Origin of the sequence: Streptomyces sp. NPDC091279 (assembly GCF_044757465.1) — a bacterium.
GTDB lineage: Bacteria > Actinomycetota > Actinomycetes > Streptomycetales > Streptomycetaceae > Streptomyces.
Window position 1 is genome coordinate 106,125 of record NZ_JBIVVA010000008.1, and the last position, 18,787, is coordinate 124,911.

Here is an 18,787-nt window from a genome sequence, read left to right on the forward strand (position 1 = left end):
ATGGCGGGCCTCTTCGGAGTCCCGTCGCAACCCGTCGCCTCAGCGCGAGAGTTGCAGATGAATAACGGTCCGGCTTTCGTGGAACGGAGGCTGGGGCACGCCTTGAGGGGCTTATGTGTGGCTGATACGGTGCGATGGCTTGACACTCACCCCACCGGTGGTCAATCGCCCAGGTCGGGCGGTGGGTCCGGACTCGTCCGGGACTTCCCCGCCGACCAGCGCCTCCGCGTCGTTCAGGAGATCCGGACTCGTCCGGAACCTCCGCACGCGAGGCGGCACCGGGTGAAGTGTCCTGATTCGCAGGGAATTTACAAAGCAAGCTTGGGCGTACGGGGAGCGGTTGCGTGAAGATCCAAGAGCGTACGGGGGCGGGCGCGGGACGTACCGGCGCTCCGGCTCAGCCGTCGGTCGGTGACCGGCTTCCCACTCCGCCTCGCGAGCGCAAACCCGCGCTCGCCGCCCTCGCGGTCCTCCTCATACTCGTCGGCGCCCTCGGTGCGACGATGCTCGTCCTCCAGGCCGGTGACCGCATCGAGGTCATCAAGGTGACGGAAAAGATCCCGGCGGGCGGCTCGATCACCGACAGCAACACCACCTCCGTCCTCGTCGCCGACGACAGTGGCGTCAACTACATCAAGTGGTCGCAGAAGGCCGCGTTGAAGAAGCTGAAGGCTGTCAGCGCCATCCCCGCCGGCGTCATCCCCGTCGGTGAAATGTTCGGCACCGACGCCGGTGTCGCCGAGGGCAAGGCCACCGTCGGGCTCTCGCTGAAGGCCGGGCAGTATCCGACCGGGCTGGCGGCCGGGGACATCGTCGCGGCCTACCGCGTCGGCACCAACGGCAGCTCCAACTCCTCGTCCAGCAGCACCGGTTCGGCCACCGGAAGCAGCAGCAACCTCATCGTGGACAACGCCCGGGTCAGCTTCGTGCAGGCCCAGGCGAAGAGCGGTGACGTCATCGCCAGCACCAACCTGCCGGTCACCGTGGTCGTCGACGCCGATCAGGCCGCGGCCCTCGCGCAGGCCGCCTCCAACAACGAAGTGGCTCTCGTCCGCGTCTCCGGCAACTAGAAGGCGGCACCGCTCACCATGGCCCTCATCGCCCTCGCCGCCGACAAGGGTTCCCCCGGCGTCACCACCGCGGCCGTCGCCCTCGCGGCGGTCTGGCCGCGCCGTGTCCTGCTGGCCGAGACCGACCCGGCAGGCGGGGACCTCGTCTACCGCAGCGCCGCCGCGCACGGTGGACCCCTGAACCCCAACACCGGCATGCTCTCCATCGCCGCCACCGCGCGCCGCGGCCTGGTGCCCGACCAACTCTGGGACCACGTACAGCCGTTGAGCGGTGGTCTCGAAGTCATCGTCGGCCTCGGGATCGCCGAGCACGCGGCCGGACTCGCCGGACTCTGGCCGACCCTCGGGCACTCCTTCGCCGCGCTCGCCGACTCCCCGAACGCGCCCGCCGACGTCATCGCCGACTGCGGCCGGATCAGCGGCGACACCCCCGCCCTCGAACTCTTCCCGCACGCCGCCCTGGTGCTGCTCGTCTCGCGCACCGAACCCGAGGCCATCGCCCGGGTCCGGGACCGGGCCGCCGCCCTCGCCGCCAAGCTGCACGGCGGCCCGCGCGGCGCCGGGAACCTCGGCCTGCCGATGATCGGCGTCATCCTGGTCGCCGACACCGGCGAGGCCGCCAAGATCTCCGGGCAGGTGGGCGACATGCTCGTGCACGCCCAGACCGGCGCCCGCGTCCTCGGCACGCTCGCCGACGACCCCACCGGCGCCGACCAGTTGGCCGGCCGCAAGCGCGGGCGGCTCGACAAGTCGTTGCTCATCCGCTCCGCCCGCAAGGTCACCGCCGACCTCTACCAGCAGTACGGCGCCGCCTGGTCCGTGCCCACCCAGCCGCCCCACGCGGGGGCCGGCCGATGACGGCTGTCGACCACCAACTGGTCAAGAGATTCAGGCAAGACGCGGGTGACCGCATCGCCGAGCAGCGCCGCCTCGACCAGACCGGCGGCGTCACGCCGATGTCCAACGAGGACGAACGGCAGTACGCCCGCGCGGTGATCGCGCAGATCCTGGAGGACCACGCCCGCGCGGAGATCAACGCCGGGCGCACCCCGCTGGACGCCGAGACGGAGGAGCAGTACGCGGCGGCCGTGCACGCGGCCCTGTTCGGCGTCGGCCGGCTCCAGCCGCTGCTCGACAACCCCGACGTCGAGAACATCGACATCAACGGCTGCGACCAGGTCTTCGTCGGCTACTCCGACGGCCGTGAGGAGACCGGCGACCCGGTCGCCGAGACCGACGAGGAACTGATCGAGCTGATACAGGTGTTGGGCGCCTACTCGGGTCTGTCCTCGCGCCCCTTCGACACCGCCAACCCCCAGCTCGACCTGCGACTCCCGGACGGTTCCCGGCTCTCGGCCGTGATGGACGTGGCCCGCAGGCCCGCCCTCTCCATCCGCCGCGCCCGGATGGGCAAGGTCTTCATCTCCGACCTCGTCGGCAACGGCACCCTGAGCCCCGAGGTCGCGCACTTCCTCGCCTGCGCGGTCCGCGCCCGCAAGAACATCATGATCGCCGGCGCCACCAACGCCGGTAAGACGACGCTCCTTCGGGCCCTCGCCAACGAGATCCCGCCGCACGAACGGCTCATCACCGTGGAACGCGCACTGGAGTTGGGCCTCGACACCTTCACCGACCTCCACTCGAACGTCGTCGCGTTCGAGGAGCGGCTGCCCAACTCCGAGGGCCAGGGCATGATTTCGCTCGCGGAACTGGTCCGCCGTTCGCTCCGTATGAACCCTTCCCGGGTCATCGTCGGCGAGGTGCTCGGCGACGAGATCGTCACCATGCTCAACGCGATGTCGCAGGGCAACGACGGCTCGCTCTCCACGATCCACGCCAACAGCTCCAGCGAGGTCTTCAACCGCATCTCCACCTACGCGTTGCAGGCCAACGAGCGGCTGCCGATCGAGGCCAGCCAGATGCTCATCGCGGGCGCCGTCAACTTCGTCGTCTTCATCACGCGACGCAACAACTTCCAGACCGGCGGGCGACTTCAGCGCATGGTGACCTCCGTGCGCGAGGTCAACGGCGTGGACGGCCGGGTGCTGTCCAGCGAGGTCTTCGCCGAGGCCCCGGACGGCCGGATCGTCCCGCACGCGCCGTTGTCCTGCCTGGACGACCTGATCGCCCAGGGCTACCGGCCCACGGGAACGTGGGGGTGAACATGATGCCTGTCGCACTCGGCCAACTCGGTTCCATGGGCGGTCTCTTCTCGACGACCGTCCTGTACGCGCTCGGCTGCGGCGTCGCCGTCGGCGGCGGACTCGCGCTGCTCATGGTCGCCGTCCGCGGGCTGCCGGTGAAGCCCGAGCACGAGAAGCAGAAGGCCGCCGAACGGGCCGCCGAACTCATCCGGTTCGCCGGACAGCGCGGCTCGCTCGCGGCCATCGCCGGCATCGTCGTGCTGCTGCTGACCCGTTGGGCGGTGGCCGGTATCGCCGCCGGTGTCCTCGTCTTCTTCTGGGACCGCCTGTTCGGCGGCGCCGGTGAGGAACGCGCGGGCATGCGCCGCGTCGAGGCCCTCGCCTCCTGGACGGAATCGCTGCGCGACACCATCGCCGGCGCGGTCGGCCTGGAACAGGCCATCCCCGCCTCCGCGCGCGCCGCCGCCCCCGTCCTGCGGCCCCATCTCGACGCCCTCGTCGACCGGTTGAGGTCCCGCACCCCGCTGCCCGAGGCGCTCCAGCACCTCGCCGACGAGATCGACGACGCGTCCGCCGACATCATCGTCGCCGCGCTCATCCTCAACGCCCGGCTGCGCGGCCCCGGTCTGCGCCAGGTCCTCGGCGCGCTCGCCAAGTCCGCGCGCGAGGAGGTCGACATGCGCCAGCGCGTGATGGCCCAACGGTCCTCCACGCGCCGCTCGGTGCAGATCGTCGTCGGCGTCTCGATCGCGTTCGTGCTCGGCCTCTCCATCTTCAACCGGGACTTCGTGGCGCCGTACTCCACGCCCACCGGGCAGCTCGTCCTGGCCTGCGTGTGCGGGCTGTTCGCGCTCGGCTTCTGGTGGCTGCGCAAGCTCTCCACCATCGAGACGCCCGAACGTTTCCTGGTCCGCGACGACTCCAACGTCCAGCTGGTCCGCCCCCGCACCACCCCCGCCCCGCAGGCCCACCCCGGCCAGCCCGCCCCGCAGGCCCACCCCGGCCGGCAGGGCTACCCGGGCCAGCCCGTCCACCCCGGTCAGCCCGGTCAGCCCGGCCAGAGCCCGTTCCCGGAAGAGGGGGTACGACGATGAACCTGACGATGCCCGTCCTCGTCGGCGCGGTCCTGGGCCTCGGGATCTACGTCCTGGTCCGCGCCCTCATGCCGTCCAAGCGCAGCGCCGTCTCACAGGTCGCCCGCATCGACGCGATGCGCGCCCGCGGCGCCGCCTACGAATCGGCCAGAAAAACGGCGGAGCAGGGGAAGTTGGGTTCGGTGCGGGCCCAAGTCGGCCTGCGCGTATCGGAGTTCTACCTCCAGCAGGGCTGGGAGCAGCGCTCGCTGCGGGCCGACCTCGCTGTCCTGGACCGGAGTTGGGAGAACTTCCTCGCGACCAAGGTGCTCCTCGCGGTCGCCGGGCTGATCTTCGGGCCGTTCCTCTTCGCCGTCGTGTGGACCCTGAGCCTGGCCAGCGGCCCGGTCATCCCGGTCTGGCTGGCGCTCGCCTGCGCGGCCCTGTTCTTCTTCCTGCCCGACGCCGAGGTCCGCAGGGACGCCGCCGAGAAACGCCGTGACCTGCGGCGCGTGATCGGCGCCTATCTCGACCTGGTGTCCATGAGCCTGGCCGGCGGCCGGGGTCTGCCCGAGGCGCTGATGGCGGCGGCCGAGGTCTCCGACGGCTGGGCCACCCAGCGCATCCGCAACGCCCTCGCCGACGCCCGCATCACCGGCATCAGCCAGTGGCAGGCGCTCGGCCAACTCGGCGAGGAGATCGGCGTGGAGGAGCTGAAGGACCTCTCCGCCTCGCTCGCCCTGGTCGCCGACGACGGCGCCAAGGTCCGCGAATCCCTCGCCTCCCGCGCCGAGACCATGCGGCACCGCGAACTCGCCGAGATCGAGGGCAGCGCGGGCGAGAAGTCCCAGTCGATGCTTGTCGCCCAACTCCTGCTGTGCGCGGGCTTCTTGGTGTTCCTGATCTTCCCGGCGGCGATGCGGGTGTTCCAGGTGTCATGACGCGAGCAGCGGCATCCGGCGACCGTCGCCGGCCCACCGCCACCGGACCGGCGCCGTACCCGCGCGCCGACGACCAGCTTCTGAACCAGCGGACGCGAACCGCCGTCGAACAGTTTCTGAGAGGACAACTCACCATGAACCAGCGGAACTTCCACACCGGTGTCCCCGGCCTCGACTTCCTGGTCACCTTCTTCCAGGGCCGCGTGCAGCGCGTCCGCTCCGGCGAACTCGACCGCGGCGCCTCGGCCGTGGAGTGGGTCATCATCTCCGCGGTCGTCGTCGCCATCGTCGGCGTCGTCGCCGCGATCATCAACGCCGCGCTGAGCGACGGCGCCAACAAGGTCGGCGACTGCATCAAGGGCGCGAACGCGGGCAGCACCTGCTGATCGCCCTTCCGGGAACAAGGCCAACGGGGATGTCGGTGCGCGTACGTCGCTGGATACGCCGCCGGGTGGAGGCAGCCTCCGCCCGCGGTGACTCCGGCATGACCGCGATCGAGTTCGTGCTGCTCACGCCGGTGCTGTTCTTCATGATCTTCGCGACGGTGCAGTTCGCGCTGTACTTCTTCGCCGATCATGTCGCTCAGGCGGCGGCCCAGGCGGGCGCCCGCAAGGCCCGCGCCACCGCCCACGACCAGCCCGGCGCCTGGCGCGGCGAGGCCCGGGACGTCGTGGACAGCTACATCAGTCAACTGGGCCCGCAGTTGGTCCTCGCCCCGAATGTGACGATGCGTCAGCCGGACGCCAACACCGTGGGGGTGGAGATCACGGCCCGCATCCCGACCGTCTTCCCCGGCCTCGACCTCACGGTCCACGCGCAGTCCGAGGGCCCGGTGGAGCGATTCGTACGGGACGACGGGACCACCAACTGATGAGCCGTCACGCCGAGTTGGACGGCGTTCGCCCGCCCGTGCAGGCCTCCGACGACCGGGGCCTGTCCACCATCGAGGTGGTGATCCTCGCCCCGGTGATGATCCTGTTCATCCTCGTGCTGGTGGCGTTCGGGCAGTTGGTGGACGGCCGGGGCGCCCTCGACGGCGCCGCCCGCGACGCCGCCCGCGCCGGCTCCATCCAGAAGGACTACGCAACGGCCCTGTCGGAGGCCGAGTCGGCGGCGCAGGCCGATCTCACCGACGTCTGCTCGGGCCCGGTGAACGTCACCCAGACCAGCAGCGGCTTCGAACCCGGCACCATCTTCACGGTCGAGGTCAGCTGCCAGGTGCGCGGTCTTGCGATGCTCGGCCTGGACATCCCCACCACCCTGACATCGACCTTCAGTTCACCCCTGGACCCGTTCCGGAGGTCGGCATGAGGCTCAACGCCCTTGAAGCGGCGCGCACTTGGCTGTCGTCCCGCAAGTCCCTGATGGACGACCGGGGTTCGGGAGCGGGCGCGGTCATCATCTTCGCCCTGGTCTTCCTCTCCCTCTCGGCGTTCGTCATCGACGGCGGCATGTCCATCTCCAAGCGCGAACGCGCCGCCGACATCGCCGAACAGGCGGCCCGGTACGCGGCCCAGGACATCGACCTCGACGCCCTCTACGACGACGAGGGCGGCGCGGCCCCCATCAACTACGAGAACTGCGACGCCCGCGTCAAGACCTTCGCCGCCACCATGAACATGTCCGGCGCCGACATCGCCGCCACCCACTGCATCACGGCCACCGCCGACGAGGTCCGAGTAGAGGTCCAACTCACCTACTCCCCAGTCTTCACCGGCCTCTTCTACGGCGGAGCGGTAGTGGTCCACGGAGACGCAGCAGCCGAGAACGAGGTGGGGTAGGGGTGTTGGGGCGGAAGAAGAAGGAGCCGGTGCTTGAACCGGTGCCGTGGGAGCGGGCCGACTGGTTCGTGGTCACGGAGACGGTACGGCTGTCGACGTTCCGCCGGAAGAAGCTCACCGGCCCGCGCGCCGTGCGCGTCCCGACGATGGTCGACGGCGTCCGGCACTTCGCGCCGGTCGCGGTGGTCACCGGCAGCGGGGGCGACACCCCGACGTACACGCTGTACGACGCCACCCGCCCGGATGCCGTGCTGTGCACGCTCACCCCCGAGAAGGGCGGCGCCCGTTACCGGGTGACGGACGAGCGCGGCACCGAGCTGGGGACGGCCCACCGCACCCCCGCCGCCAAACGCACGATCCAGCACAGCTGGTGGCTCCGCCCCACCGGCCACCCGGACGTCGTGGCCCGCTACCACTGGTCGCGGGGCAGCGTGAAGGACATCGCGGTACGGGGCAAGGACATGGCGGTGCGGGAGGCGGGGCGGGTCGTGGAGACCGCGATCGACACCGCCCTCAGCTTCGGCGTCGAGGACCCCGGGGCCGGCGGGAGACCGGGCCCCGCCCGCCCGGTCACCTGGCTCGCGGACGGCGCCGAGGAGCCGTTGGCGCTCACGTCCGGCCACGTGGACGGCGTAACGACCTATACGCACAAGGCGAGTTGGCTGGACCGCCGACTGGTGTTCGCGCTGGGGATACTGCGAGAGGCCTGAACGGCGCCCGGGGCAACGTCACTTGCCCCCGGAGCCCTCCGATTTCACGGCGTCGTCGGCCTTCTTGGCGAGGTCGTCGTCGAGCTTCTTGAACTCCCGTACGACAGCGTCGGACATGTCGGCCAGCGCGTCCAACTGCTGGGTGATGTCCTCGCGTCCGTCCTCCCAGTGGGACTCGAAGTCGTCGAGAGCGTCATAGACACTGCCGTCGCCGAGGTCGTCCCGGTAGGACTCGAAGAGCTTCTTGGTGTGGTCGAGGCGGGTCTTGAGGGAGCGCAGTCTGCCCCCGTACTCTTCCAACTCGCTGAGCGGCAGCGCGAGGTCGCTCTTGCCCTTGCCCATAGGCCCGTCCCCCCGGTCTCGTAGTCTGAGCGAACCGTATGTCCGAACGATATTCCCACGCGCAACCTCGGGAACGGGGAGAACCGGAGACAATCATGGCCCGCTACATGGAGGCGCTCACGATCGAGCGCGGAGGCTTCCGGATCAAGGTGCCCGAGTCGTGGTGGGAGTTCGACGTCCGCCCGGAGTCGCGCGACGACTCGATCCACCGCATGGTGACGGAACGTGTGCGCCGGCAACCGGAGTTGGCTCCCCACCGGGACACCTACGTCGGCTTCCTCCAGAAGGCCGCGGCGGATGCCTGGAAGTCCGGTGCGCTGTACTGCGGTTGCATGGCGGAGAGCTTCGGCGGTGACACCCCGATCACCGGATCGGTGACGGTCTCACTGGTCGGCGGCCGGACCCGCGAGGGCGCCCCCCTGTCGACCGACCCGGCGGCGATCGCGGCCGGCCTCGCGCCCAAGGAGGCCCAGCGCGAGGGGGATTCCTGGCGGAAGGTGACGAACGTCGACATCTCGGGCGTCGGCGGCGCGGCCCGCACCTTCGGCGTCGAGGACATCGCCGTACCGGACGACGCTCTCAACCGCACGGTCCGCGCCGTGCTCATGCAGACGTTCATCCCGGTCCCCGGCCAGGAGGGCAAGATCGCCCTGGTGGCCGGCAGCAGCCAGGTCCTGGACCTCGCCGACTCCTTCTTCGACATCTTCGACGCGATCACCTCCACGTTCCGGTTCACGGGGTGAACGGGGGAGGGGCAAGGCGTCTCCGACCTCCATGCCACCCCCAACTGGACGTTGCCTCCGGCGAGTTGGTACGCCGACGACGAGACCGACGTTCGGACGCAGATCGGACTCAGGCGAGAAAGGACGGACGGGAACGGTGGACCTGACCGGTCACGCGACGGACTACCTCGTGGACGCGACGTTCCCCGAGGCGATGAGCCGCTTCGTCGATCACGGCCGCCGCCGCTGGCCGGACGCACACGTGAACGGCCGACCGCTTCCCCCGCAACCGGCGCGGCCCTGGCATCTCCCCGAGCCCGAGGGCGACGGTTACCCGGACATCGTCACCTTCTCATCGGGCCAGGAGATGGAGGACTTCTGGGAGGAGAACGGCTATGCGCTGGACGCGGCGGGGGAGGGGCCGTACGCGGTCTTCCACCGACTGCACCCGACAGTGCAGGACGGCTCACCACAGGCGAAGGAGGAGACGGCGCTGCCGCCTGCCGGGTACTACACCGTCAGCTTGGTCACCCCGGACGACCCGTCCACCGACCCCTTCTCCCAGACCGTCGTGACCGACTTCGAGGCGTCCCTCGGGGATGCGGGCGCACGGCTGCGGACACGGTGAGGGAGAGAAGGCCTGGCGGTGGAGCGGGGGTGGAGCGTGGCGGGTATCAACGATCCCGTGGCAGTGGGCGCCGCGTTCGGGAGTGGCGGGCGGGGCTTCGGGGCGGTTGGTGGGGCGGCGCCGTTACGTGCTTATTTGACGCCTGAGTTGTGCATCGCGTTGCGAGGTGAAAACTCCAACGGCCATGCTGTCGAAGCCATTCGAGCACGCTGACGCGGTTCAAGCGGCGGTGACTGGTGACCGAAGGCGGGGCGGCCGGAGGGGTGCTGATTCTGGTGCGGGGATGTGGTGGGGGAGGCTTGGCGGGCGGGGTGCGTCGAAGCCCTCTCTGAGTGGTCAGGCTGCTTGCAGCGGCCCTCTGTTCGCATCCGGGGCTTCACGCTGAATGGGCGTGCGCGGTAAGTTCGCTTGTGCACATGGCTGTTGACGGGGTGTCTGTGGCGGGGGTTGCGTGATGGTGGGGTATCGGCCTCGGGATTGGCATGTCCTGGACCTGGACAAGGACCCCACGCCGGGTGACCCGGATCGGGTGCGGACGCTGGCGAAGTCGTTGCACGACTTCGCGGATGACGTCTCGGACGCGTTGAAGGTCGTCAAGGGGATGGCGGACGACGACGCGACGTTGCAGTGGGCGGGGCTGTCCGCGGAGGTGTTCAAGGACCAGTTCTCCGGCGTCCCGAAGAACTTCAAGAAGCTCAAGAAGTCGTACGAGCTCTGCGGTGATGCGCTGGCGGCGTACTGGCCGAAGCTGGAGCGGGCACAGGCGCTGGCGGACAAGGCGCTGGCGAAGGGCCGTGAGGCGCAGGCGGACCTGTCGTCGGCGAAGTCCCGCCTCTCGTCGGCCGATTCATGGGTCACCCGGGCGGGCAAGGAAGCGGACAAGTACAAGGACGATCCGACGGGCAGCAAGTCGGATGCCGAGAAGCCGGACGAGTCGAAGGTCCGCGCCGCCACCCGCGACGTCCAGAACGCCAAGTCCGCGCACACCAAGGCGCAGTCGGACGTCACCGGCGCCCAGAACGCGTTGGACGCGGCGAAGAAGATGGCCGAGGACGCGCGCACGATGCGTGAGGACGCGGCACGGGAGGCCAAGCGGAAGATCGACGATGCCTCCGATGCCGGTATCCAGAACCGGCATTGGTGGGAGGAGGTCGGCGACTGGTTCGAGGACAACTGGGACACCATCGTCACGGTCTGCAAGGTGGTCGTCGCGGTCGTCGGCATCATCGCGATGATCATCGGTGGGCCGATCCTCGGTGCGATCGTGCTGGTGGCCGCGCTCGTGGTGCTCGCGGACACGCTCTACAAATACTCCAAGGGACAGGCGTCCTTGTGGGATGTGGGGTTCGCGGCGCTGGACTGCATACCGGGCATGAAGGGCCTGACGACGCTGGGGGGTCTCGCCAAGGGCATGAAGGTCCTGGGCAAGGGCGGGCTCAAGGGCATGGCACTTGGCGCGAAGGGGCTAGGCAAGTCCACCCGTTCACTCGGTCGCCCGATGAAGAGGCTCTTCACCTGCGGCGACCCGATTGACATGGCAACGGGTCAGATGGTCATGTCCGAGACCGACATCTTCCTTGACGGCGTCCTTCCCTTGCAGTTGGAGCGACACCATCGTTCGGGTTTGCGATCGGGGCGTTGGTTCGGACCTGGTTGGGCGTCCACTCTCGATCAGCGGCTCATCCTCGATCCGGACGGCGTCCGGTTCACCACGGCCGACGGGATGATCCTCACCTATCCGGTACCGGACGTGGACATCTCCGTGTTCCCGGTCGAGGGGCCGCGCTGGCCGTTGGAGTGGGACGAGTCCGAGGCCGGCAGCATGATCGTGCGGCAGCCCGACCTCGGTCAGGTGCTCCGGTTCCGACCGTTGCCCGACAGTGGGTCGGCCGAGTTGCCCGTGGCTGATATCAGCGACCGCAACGGCAACGCGATCGAGGTGGGTTACGCGGCGGACGGGGCTCCCCGGGAGGTGGTGCACACGGGGGGTTACCGCGTCGGAGTGACTACGGAACAGGGGCGCATCACCTCGTTCACCCTACTCAGCGACCCCGAGCAGCCGGTCGTCGTCCGCTACGGGTACGACAGTCGGGCCAATCTTGCCGAGGTCTACAACTCCTCGGGGCTCCCGCTGAAGCTCTCCTACGATGAGCAACGACGCATCACCGGATGGGTAGACCGGACCGGCACCTGGTACCGCTACGACTACGACGTCGAGGGGCGCTGCGTCCGCACCGACGGTACCGATGGCATCCTCGGCTACACCTACTCCTACGACAGCGTCAGCCACATCTCGGTGGCCACGAATTCCCTCGGCCACAGCACCATCCACCGCTTCAATGACGCGTATCAGCTCATCGCCGAGACCGATGCGCTCGGACACACGACGAACCGGACGTGGGATCGCTACGACAATCTCGTCTCTCTCACCGACCCGCTCGACCGGACCACGGCCTACGAGCACGATGACGCGGGCAACACCGTCCGAGTCGTCCACCCTGACGGTAGTGCCGCCCACTACACCTACGATGCTCACGGGGCACTGGCCTCGGCCACAGAGCAGGACGGTGCGCACTGGCGGTACGACCACGACGACCGTGGGAACGTTGTTGCGATCACGGACCCCGTGGGGACCACCACCGCCTACGCGTACGACGAAAGCGGAGCCGTTGCCTCGGTGACCGACGGACTCGGCAACGAGAGCCGGGTGCGCAGCAACGGGGCCGGTCTCCCGACCCTCGTTGTCTCTCCTGTGGGCGCTACCACCCGGTTCGTGTACGACGCCTTCGGCCGAGTCCGAGTGGTGGTCGAACCGGACGGCGGCACCACCATGGTCGGGTGGACGGTCGAAGGACTGCCCGCGCGCCGGGATCATCCCGACGGTTCTGCCGAACGCTGGGTCCACGACGCAGAGGGCAATCTCCTCTCCCACACCGACGTACGCGACCGTGTCACACGTTTTGAAGCAGCCCCCTTCGACCGGCCCCGGGCGCGGATCGACCCGGACGGCACCCGGATCGAGTTCGCGTATGACACGGAGCTGCGACCTGTTGCCGTTCGTAACGCCCAGGGGCACAACTGGACTTACGAGTACGACGCCTTGGGTAACGTCCTGCGCGAGACGGACTTCAACGGCCGGACTGTCGCGTATCGGTACGACGCCGCATGTCAGGTCGCAGAGCGGACCAACGGCGTTGGCCAGACTGTTCGTTACGGCAGAGACCTCCTCGACCGGGTGGTCGAGCAGCAGGACTCGGAGGGACGGGTCACTCGCTTCGCGTACGACCTGGGCGGTGGCCTGGTCATGGCGGACAACGAGGACGCCCAGCTCCACTTCACGTACGACGCGTGCGGTCGCATTCTGACGGAGACCTGCAACGGCCGTGTTCTGACGAACAGCTACGACGTGCTCGGCCGCCGGGTACGGCGGCGGACTCCTGGCGACGTGGTCAGCGAGTGGCGTTACGATGCGGCGCATCAGCCGATCGAGCTTCGTGGCTCCGGCAGGACCGTGGGGTTCGAGTACGACGTAGCCGGGCACGAGGTATTGCGTTCCCTCCCCACTGGAGCGTCGCTGTCGCAGCGGTGGAGTGCCGTGGGCCACCGGTTGGTCTCCCAGACAGTCCGTTCCCCGGAAGACGCGAGCGTGACACGCGATCGACGCTATTCCTACCGGTTGGACGGTCTGCCCACTGCGGTCGTGGACTCCGTCACGGGGACGACGGTTTATGAACTCGACGAGGTCGGCCGCGTCACGGCGGTCACCGCTGCGGCCGGTCAGGAGCGGTACGCCTACGACACGCTGGGCAATCTCGTCCGTTCCGAACTACCCAGCGGGGACGTTGAACAGGCGAGCGGTGCTCGGGCAGAGATGACGTACAGCGGAACGCTCGTGCGGACCGCTGGACGCTCCCGGTACACGCACGATGCCCAGGGCCGGGTGGTACGTCATACGCGCTCCCTCCTGTCGGGCGGATCGCGCACATGGCTCTTCGCATGGGACGCCGAGGACCGACTGACGAGTGTCACCACCCCGGACGGAAGCCGTTGGCGGTATCGGTACGACGCCTTGGGCAGGCGCATAGCCAAGGAACGCCTCGCTGCGGATTCTGACAACGTGTGTGAACACACCATGTTCGTCTGGGACGGAACGCGACTGGCGGAACAGAGTCGGTCGCGCATGCCGGGAAGGGATGCCCCGAGCGTCACCACCTGGGACTGGGAGCCGGGCGGTGACCGTCCCCTCGTCCAGCGCACCGGTTTCGGAGAGACGAACGACGAGGCCTGGGTTGACGAGCAGTTCTACTCCATCGTCACCGATCTCGTGGGCACTCCCACAGAACTCGTCGACGAAGCCGGCGGCACAGCATGGCGTGCTCGTCATTCTCTCTGGGGGCTGCCACTGCCCGATCCGGCGAGGGATTTCGTCGACTGCCCCTTGAGGTTTCCAGGCCAGTACTTCGACGGTGAGACGGGCCTTCACTACAACCTTCACCGCTACTACGACCCGGGCGCGGCGCGCTACCACAGCCCTGACCCGTTGGGTCTGGAACCTGCCCCGCACCATCACAATTACGTCGTCAATCCCCTTGTCTGGCTCGACCCGCTCGGCCTAGCCCCCTCTTGCAAGGCCATCATCAGGCACTACACGGACAAGACCGGATACAACAAGATCATGGGCGGCGGTGGTAAGGACGGAATCACCCTTAAGGTTCCGAGGAGCACCAAGAGCAAGAACGCAGCTGCTGTGTATGTCAGCCCGATGAGCCCTGCCGATCTGGCCAAGAGGCCCAGTGGGTTCAAGTCCTATCTCGGCGTCACTAAGGAGAAGAGCGAGTACATGATCGAGTTCGAGATGGAGAAGAAACTGTTCTCTGGGCGCCTGCGAGGTGGCCGTGATCACGTCTGGTTCGCCAATTCCGACGTGGCCATTCCCCGGGACGCGATCAGGTATCACGGCCCGACCTCCGGCTGGAAGGGCTGACCCGTGGAGCCGACTGGCTACTCGACGGACTACATCGTGGACGCGTCGTTTCCCGAGTCGATGCGCCGTTTCGTGTACCGCGCGCAGCGGCGCTGGCCCGCTGTATACGTGAACGGCCAGCCTCTGACGTCCGGTTCTGCATCGGCCTGGAGTCTTCCCGAATCCCCTGACGACGACTACGGAAGTATCGTCACCTTCTCGTCGGGCCAGGAGATGGAGGACTTCTGGGAGGAGAACGGCTACGCCCTTGATGCCTCCAGTCAAGGCCCGTACGCCGTCTTCTACCGATTCCATCAGCGATCCTTGTCGGCGGGAACCGTGTCCGGGGTCCGGGTCGGCTCGCGAGAGGCCGAGGAAGCGACGGAGGGAGTGTCGTTGCTGATGTCGGAGTATTACGCCGTCAGCTTGGTCACCTCCGGTGACCCTGCGGCAGATCCCTTCTCCCAGGCCATCGTGGAGGACTTCGTAGAGTCCTTCTCCTCTTCGGGATGAGCAACTGTTACCTGGACGGCCCCCTGTCCTGCGTCCCATGACAGTGAGGGAGCGCGGGCTCCACGGGGCTAGTGGTTGACGGCCTGGAACTCCTGGACGTTCATGTCCTGGGTCGTCTCGAACGTCCCGTCCGGCAGGTCGCCGCCGGTGCCCCTCCAGCAACGCCTCTCAGGTCTTGGCGACGACACGCGGTGCGGCCAGCTGCAAAGTCGTGCCTCCCCGTCCCGCCTCCAGGTCATCCCTCGGCAAAATCCGGATATGGGCGGCAACGTGTCGCCCCGTCAGAGGCGACCCCGTCCGGAAGATCACCGCGCGGGGTATCCGTTCCCCGGGCGGTGATGACGTCGGCAGCCGGGTACCCGCCCCCGGTTGCCCGGGCTCGACAGGAACTGTTCATGCAGCACAGGAACACCCCGGCCGATGCGCCCCGTCGGCACCGCAGAGGGACCTTTGTGAAGGCGCGGATCGCGCTGAGCGCGGCGTTGGCGGCGGCCGCGGCCGGTGGAGTGGTCGCGTATGCGAACGCCGCCGGCACGACCACGACCACCGCCGCCGCGATACCGGCGTCGGCCACCGGCGACAGCCGTACGGTCACGGAACCCGCCGTTCCGAAGACCGTCTGCCGCAGCCTCGCGGCGACCCTGACGCTGACGGGCCGCAAGGCGAGCAGCGCCCAGGAGGCCGCCGCGCCCGACACCTCCCGCATCCAGCAGGCCCTGGACGCGTGCAAACAGAGCGGTTCCGGCCAAGTTGCCGTGAAGCTCACCGCGGGTGGCAGCAACACCGCCTTCCTGACCGGCCCGCTCACGGTGCCGCAGGGCGTCGTGCTGCTGCTCGACAGCCCCGTCACGCTCTACGGTTCGCTGCGGGCGTCCGACTATCAGATCAGCGGCAAGTCCACGTGCGGCACGGTCGCCTCGTCCTCCGGTGGCTGCAAGCCGCTGATCAGCGTCTCCGGCGCGCACACCGGCATCGAGGCCGTCCGCGCCTCGAACGGCACCCAGGGTCGCGTCGACGGCCGCGGCGACCTCGCCCTGTACGGCACGAGCACGTCGTGGTGGGACCTCGCCGAGCAGGCCAAGAACAACGGCGGCAGCCAGAACAACCCGCGCATGATCCAGGCCGTGTCCTCGAACGACTTCACCCTCTACGACCTCGACCTCGTCAACGCCCCCAACTTCCACGTCTCCTACCAGAACGGCACCGGCTTCACCGCCTGGGGCGTCCGCATCAAGACCCCGGCCGGCGCCCACAACACGGACGGCATCGACCCGAGCGGCGCCACCGACGTGACCGTTTCCGACTCATACGTCATGGCCGGTGACGACGGCATCGCCATCAAGGGCGGCAGCAACGCCTCGAAGAACATCACCATCAGGAACAGCCACTTCTACGGCACCCACGGCATCTCCATCGGCTCCGAGACCGCCGCCGGCGTCAGCAACGTCCTCGTCACCGGCAACACCCTCGACGGCAGCGACGCCAACGGCACCGCGAGCGTCGCCAGCACCGGCCTGCGCATCAAGAGCAGCGGCCTCAACGGCGGTGCGGTCACCCAAGTCACCTACACCGGCACCTGCATCACCCGGACCAAGCAGCCCCTGGTCTTCGACACCCACTACGCCACGGGCAGCGGCAGCACCCCGAGCTTCACGGGCATCGTGGTCAACGGCGTCAAGGCGACCGCGTCGACCTCCGGCGCCAAGTCCGTGATCAGCGGCTACGACGCGGGCCACCCCGTCGGCCTGACCCTCCTCAACGTCGCCCTCGACACCAGCACCACAACGGCGCAGTACGCGACGGTCGGCCTCTACAACTCGACCGTCAAGCCGTCCGGTACCGGCGTCACCACCACGTCGGTCACCGGCACCGGTTCGGTGCCCATCTGCACGTTCCCGGGGTACCCGGCGCTGTAGTCCCGGCCGAGTCCCGCCCATCTCCCGTGCGGTGGGCGGGACTTGCGTCCAGCGCGGTCAGCGGTTGACGGCCTGGAACTCCTGGACGTCCATGTCCTGCGTCGTCTCGAACGTCCCGTCCGGCAGGTCGCCGCCGGTGCCGTCGCTGCCCTTCCAGGACACCTTCCACGTGATGCTGGCGGTGAGTTGGTAGGGGGTGCCGCTCGTCGCGCGGAGGTAGGTGATTCCGCACGGCGGGGTCTTGCCCGCGTCGCCCTCCTGGAACTCCGTGCCGATCGAGCCGTCGTCGTTGATCGTGCAGTCGCCGGAGGCCGGGAAGGTGGCGGCGTCGGAGGTACCCGGATTCAGGTGCAGGGCAACGGGCTTGGCGGTCGTCTCCGCCCACAACCCGGTATGCGGCAACTCGGCCCGAACGGTGACGTCCTGAAAGGTCCCCTTGTCAAGCCACACCCAAGTGGGCGCGTTGACAGTGGACTTGGCCTTCGGCTTCAACTCCACCTCGGTGCTGGGGACTTTGACCTGGTTGTAGGCGTACTCGGCGAGGGTCTTGGGGGTGGGGGCGTTGGGAACCTTGGGTACCTTGCCGGCGTCCTCCCAGAACATGATCTTGCCGCAGTCCCAGGACTCGGTGGCGCTGTCGTCCGGAGCGACGCCACGCCAGAAGTAGCCTTCCTTACCGATGTTGTAGTCCTTGTACCCCTTGGCGATGCTGTTCGTGGGCGCGTTCATGTCGAAGTTCTCGTGCGGCTTCCCGTCCCGGTAGTGGTCCGTCCACAACCCCTTGCCGTACCAGGACTGGTGGATGCCGACGTCCCCTTGACCGTTCGTCTTGTCGACGAACGCCTTGAGTTCCTCGCCGGTGAACAAGGGCTCGTACCAGCAGGCCGGCGGCTTCCAGTTGGAGTCCACAGAGGCGAGAGTGCCGCGCTTGCCCTTTGTGGAGCCGCTTACCTGGCGGACCTGGATCTGGGAGTGGCTGGCGGAGGCGTACAGCTCGTCTCCCTTGCTGCCACCCTGCGGACTGCTGTCGGCGGGCGGGGTCGTTCCGCCAACCGGCTTGTCGGCGTGGGCGGTACCCGCTGTCCAGAGCAGGGTGCCAGCGGCTAGGGGAACGATCCACTTCGCTCGCGTGGACGCGGTCAGTCCCGGCATTCTGCGGCCTTCCCGGTGACGGTGATCTGCGAGGCACGCCAGACGGCTGATCCCTTGGGCAGGGCCATGACCAGGCTGAACTTCTGGTAACTGGCCAGAGTGTCCTTGGTGTAGAGGATCTTGTCGGTCTTGACCTCCTTGCCATAGACCTTGGACTGGTCGGAGCAGAAGGTCACGCGGACCAGCTTGACCGCCTTCGTCTCCGCGGTCGTGGCGGTCTCGGCCCGGTAGTACCGTTCCTTGCCGGTGAGGGTCCAGCCGCCGTCCACGTACTCCTTGATCTGCCCGTGCGCGTACTGGAAGGCCTGGCCCGACGAGTAGAACTGGAAGGCCCGGTCCGTGGGGTCCTGTCGGGTGATGCCGTGGTCGAGGGCGCGCAGGTAGTTGCCCGCGTCCGCCAGGGCCGCCGCGTGGTCTTCGTCCGAGGGCTTGTCGAAGTCGAAGACGATGCTGAGGTCGTCGGGAAGGCTCACATCGGGCCGCTTCACCGCAGATGCCGAAGCCGTCGCCGACGCCGAAGCCGAAGGACTCCCCGACCCCGTGTCCGCCCCCTCGATACCCCCCGAGGACGCGTCGTCACCCCCACCGCACCCGGCGAGAAGCAGAGCCGCCGCGACGGTGAACGCGGTGGTGATGGTCGGCAAGGCGCGGCGGGCCACGTGTGATCTCCCCCGGAGTAGGTCAGGCGTAGGTCGGCGTATACACCAGGAAACGACGCTAACAGGGCCAGGTGAGGGGGCCTTGGGCGGTTGTCGGGGATTGTGTGGGGGATGTGAGGAGTGTGCTGCGACCTGAACCCGCCGCACCGATCCTGCCTGTGTGGGCCCGGATC

Annotated in this window: 18 protein-coding genes; 15 read left to right on the plus strand and 3 right to left on the minus strand. The window is 68.4% G+C overall.

Annotation, left to right across the window (positions count from 1 at the left end; all coding sequences use genetic code 11):
• Nucleotides 1–344 precede the first annotated feature (344 nt).
• The 10 genes from ACIQOU_RS21100 (at nucleotide 345) to ACIQOU_RS21145 (ending at nucleotide 7,719) form a co-directional block, all read left to right on the plus strand.
• Complete coding sequence (locus tag ACIQOU_RS21100; RefSeq protein WP_401538335.1) at nucleotides 345–1,070, plus strand: hypothetical protein; 726 nt, start codon at nucleotides 345–347, stop codon at nucleotides 1,068–1,070.
• Between the two features lie 18 nt (nucleotides 1,071–1,088).
• Nucleotides 1,089–1,928, plus strand: coding sequence for a hypothetical protein (locus tag ACIQOU_RS21105; RefSeq protein ID WP_401538336.1), 840 nt, complete (start codon nucleotides 1,089–1,091; stop codon nucleotides 1,926–1,928).
• A complete protein-coding gene (locus ACIQOU_RS21110; protein ID WP_401538337.1) occupies nucleotides 1,925–3,232 on the plus strand; it encodes a CpaF family protein in 1,308 nt (435 codons plus the stop codon). Before ACIQOU_RS21105 ends, ACIQOU_RS21110 begins: the two co-directional genes overlap by 4 nt.
• 2 nt (nucleotides 3,233–3,234) lie before the next feature.
• On the plus strand, nucleotides 3,235–4,308 hold the full coding sequence (locus ACIQOU_RS21115; protein ID WP_401538338.1) for a type II secretion system F family protein: 1,074 nt from the start codon (nucleotides 3,235–3,237) through the stop codon (nucleotides 4,306–4,308).
• Complete coding sequence (locus ACIQOU_RS21120; RefSeq protein WP_401538339.1) at nucleotides 4,305–5,228, plus strand: type II secretion system F family protein; 924 nt, start codon at nucleotides 4,305–4,307, stop codon at nucleotides 5,226–5,228. Before ACIQOU_RS21115 ends, ACIQOU_RS21120 begins: the two co-directional genes overlap by 4 nt.
• Nucleotides 5,229–5,362: 134 nt before the next feature.
• Nucleotides 5,363–5,614, plus strand: a complete 252-nt coding sequence (locus ACIQOU_RS21125) for a hypothetical protein (protein ID WP_401538340.1) — start codon at nucleotides 5,363–5,365, stop codon at nucleotides 5,612–5,614.
• Between the two features lie 29 nt (nucleotides 5,615–5,643).
• On the plus strand, nucleotides 5,644–6,099 hold the full coding sequence (locus ACIQOU_RS21130; protein WP_401538341.1) for a TadE family protein: 456 nt from the start codon (nucleotides 5,644–5,646) through the stop codon (nucleotides 6,097–6,099).
• Entirely contained in the window at nucleotides 6,099–6,539 is a 441-nt protein-coding gene (locus ACIQOU_RS21135; protein ID WP_401538342.1) for a TadE/TadG family type IV pilus assembly protein, read from the plus strand. The genes ACIQOU_RS21130 and ACIQOU_RS21135 overlap by 1 nt, the downstream gene beginning before the upstream one ends.
• Complete coding sequence (locus tag ACIQOU_RS21140) at nucleotides 6,536–7,009, plus strand: pilus assembly protein TadG-related protein (protein ID WP_401538343.1); 474 nt, start codon at nucleotides 6,536–6,538, stop codon at nucleotides 7,007–7,009. The genes ACIQOU_RS21135 and ACIQOU_RS21140 overlap by 4 nt, the downstream gene beginning before the upstream one ends.
• Before the next feature lie 29 nt (nucleotides 7,010–7,038).
• Entirely contained in the window at nucleotides 7,039–7,719 is a 681-nt protein-coding gene (locus ACIQOU_RS21145) for a hypothetical protein (protein WP_401538344.1), read from the plus strand.
• Nucleotides 7,720–7,737: 18 nt separating this feature from the next.
• Here ACIQOU_RS21145 and ACIQOU_RS21150 read toward each other — a convergent pair whose 3' ends face one another.
• On the minus strand, nucleotides 7,738–8,061 hold the full coding sequence (locus ACIQOU_RS21150) for a hypothetical protein (protein WP_401538345.1): 324 nt from the start codon (nucleotides 8,059–8,061) through the stop codon (nucleotides 7,738–7,740).
• Between the two features lie 95 nt (nucleotides 8,062–8,156).
• Here ACIQOU_RS21150 and ACIQOU_RS21155 point away from each other — a divergent pair, with 95 nt between their 5' ends.
• From ACIQOU_RS21155 to ACIQOU_RS21175, 5 genes are all read left to right on the plus strand, one after another.
• Entirely contained in the window at nucleotides 8,157–8,804 is a 648-nt protein-coding gene (locus tag ACIQOU_RS21155) for a hypothetical protein (RefSeq protein WP_401538346.1), read from the plus strand.
• 136 nt (nucleotides 8,805–8,940) lie between these two features.
• Nucleotides 8,941–9,411, plus strand: a complete 471-nt coding sequence (locus ACIQOU_RS21160) for a hypothetical protein (RefSeq protein WP_401538347.1) — start codon at nucleotides 8,941–8,943, stop codon at nucleotides 9,409–9,411.
• 454 nt (nucleotides 9,412–9,865) lie between these two features.
• Nucleotides 9,866–14,395: a DUF6531 domain-containing protein gene (locus ACIQOU_RS21165; protein ID WP_401538592.1), complete on the plus strand. Its 4,530-nt coding sequence runs from the start codon at nucleotides 9,866–9,868 to the stop codon at nucleotides 14,393–14,395.
• A gap of 3 nt (nucleotides 14,396–14,398) precedes the next feature.
• Entirely contained in the window at nucleotides 14,399–14,887 is a 489-nt protein-coding gene (locus tag ACIQOU_RS21170) for a hypothetical protein (protein ID WP_401538348.1), read from the plus strand.
• 395 nt (nucleotides 14,888–15,282) lie between these two features.
• On the plus strand, nucleotides 15,283–16,803 hold the full coding sequence (locus ACIQOU_RS21175; RefSeq protein WP_401538349.1) for a glycoside hydrolase family 28 protein: 1,521 nt from the start codon (nucleotides 15,283–15,285) through the stop codon (nucleotides 16,801–16,803).
• Between the two features lie 57 nt (nucleotides 16,804–16,860).
• Here ACIQOU_RS21175 and ACIQOU_RS21180 read toward each other — a convergent pair whose 3' ends face one another.
• Both ACIQOU_RS21180 and ACIQOU_RS21185 read right to left on the minus strand, forming a co-directional pair.
• Nucleotides 16,861–17,955 (minus strand): hypothetical protein, encoded by a 1,095-nt coding sequence (locus tag ACIQOU_RS21180; RefSeq protein WP_401538350.1) that lies wholly within the window; start codon nucleotides 17,953–17,955, stop codon nucleotides 16,861–16,863.
• Entirely contained in the window at nucleotides 17,943–18,614 is a 672-nt protein-coding gene (locus tag ACIQOU_RS21185) for a hypothetical protein (protein WP_401538351.1), read from the minus strand. Before ACIQOU_RS21185 ends, ACIQOU_RS21180 begins: the two co-directional genes overlap by 13 nt.
• Nucleotides 18,615–18,787 lie beyond the last annotated feature (173 nt).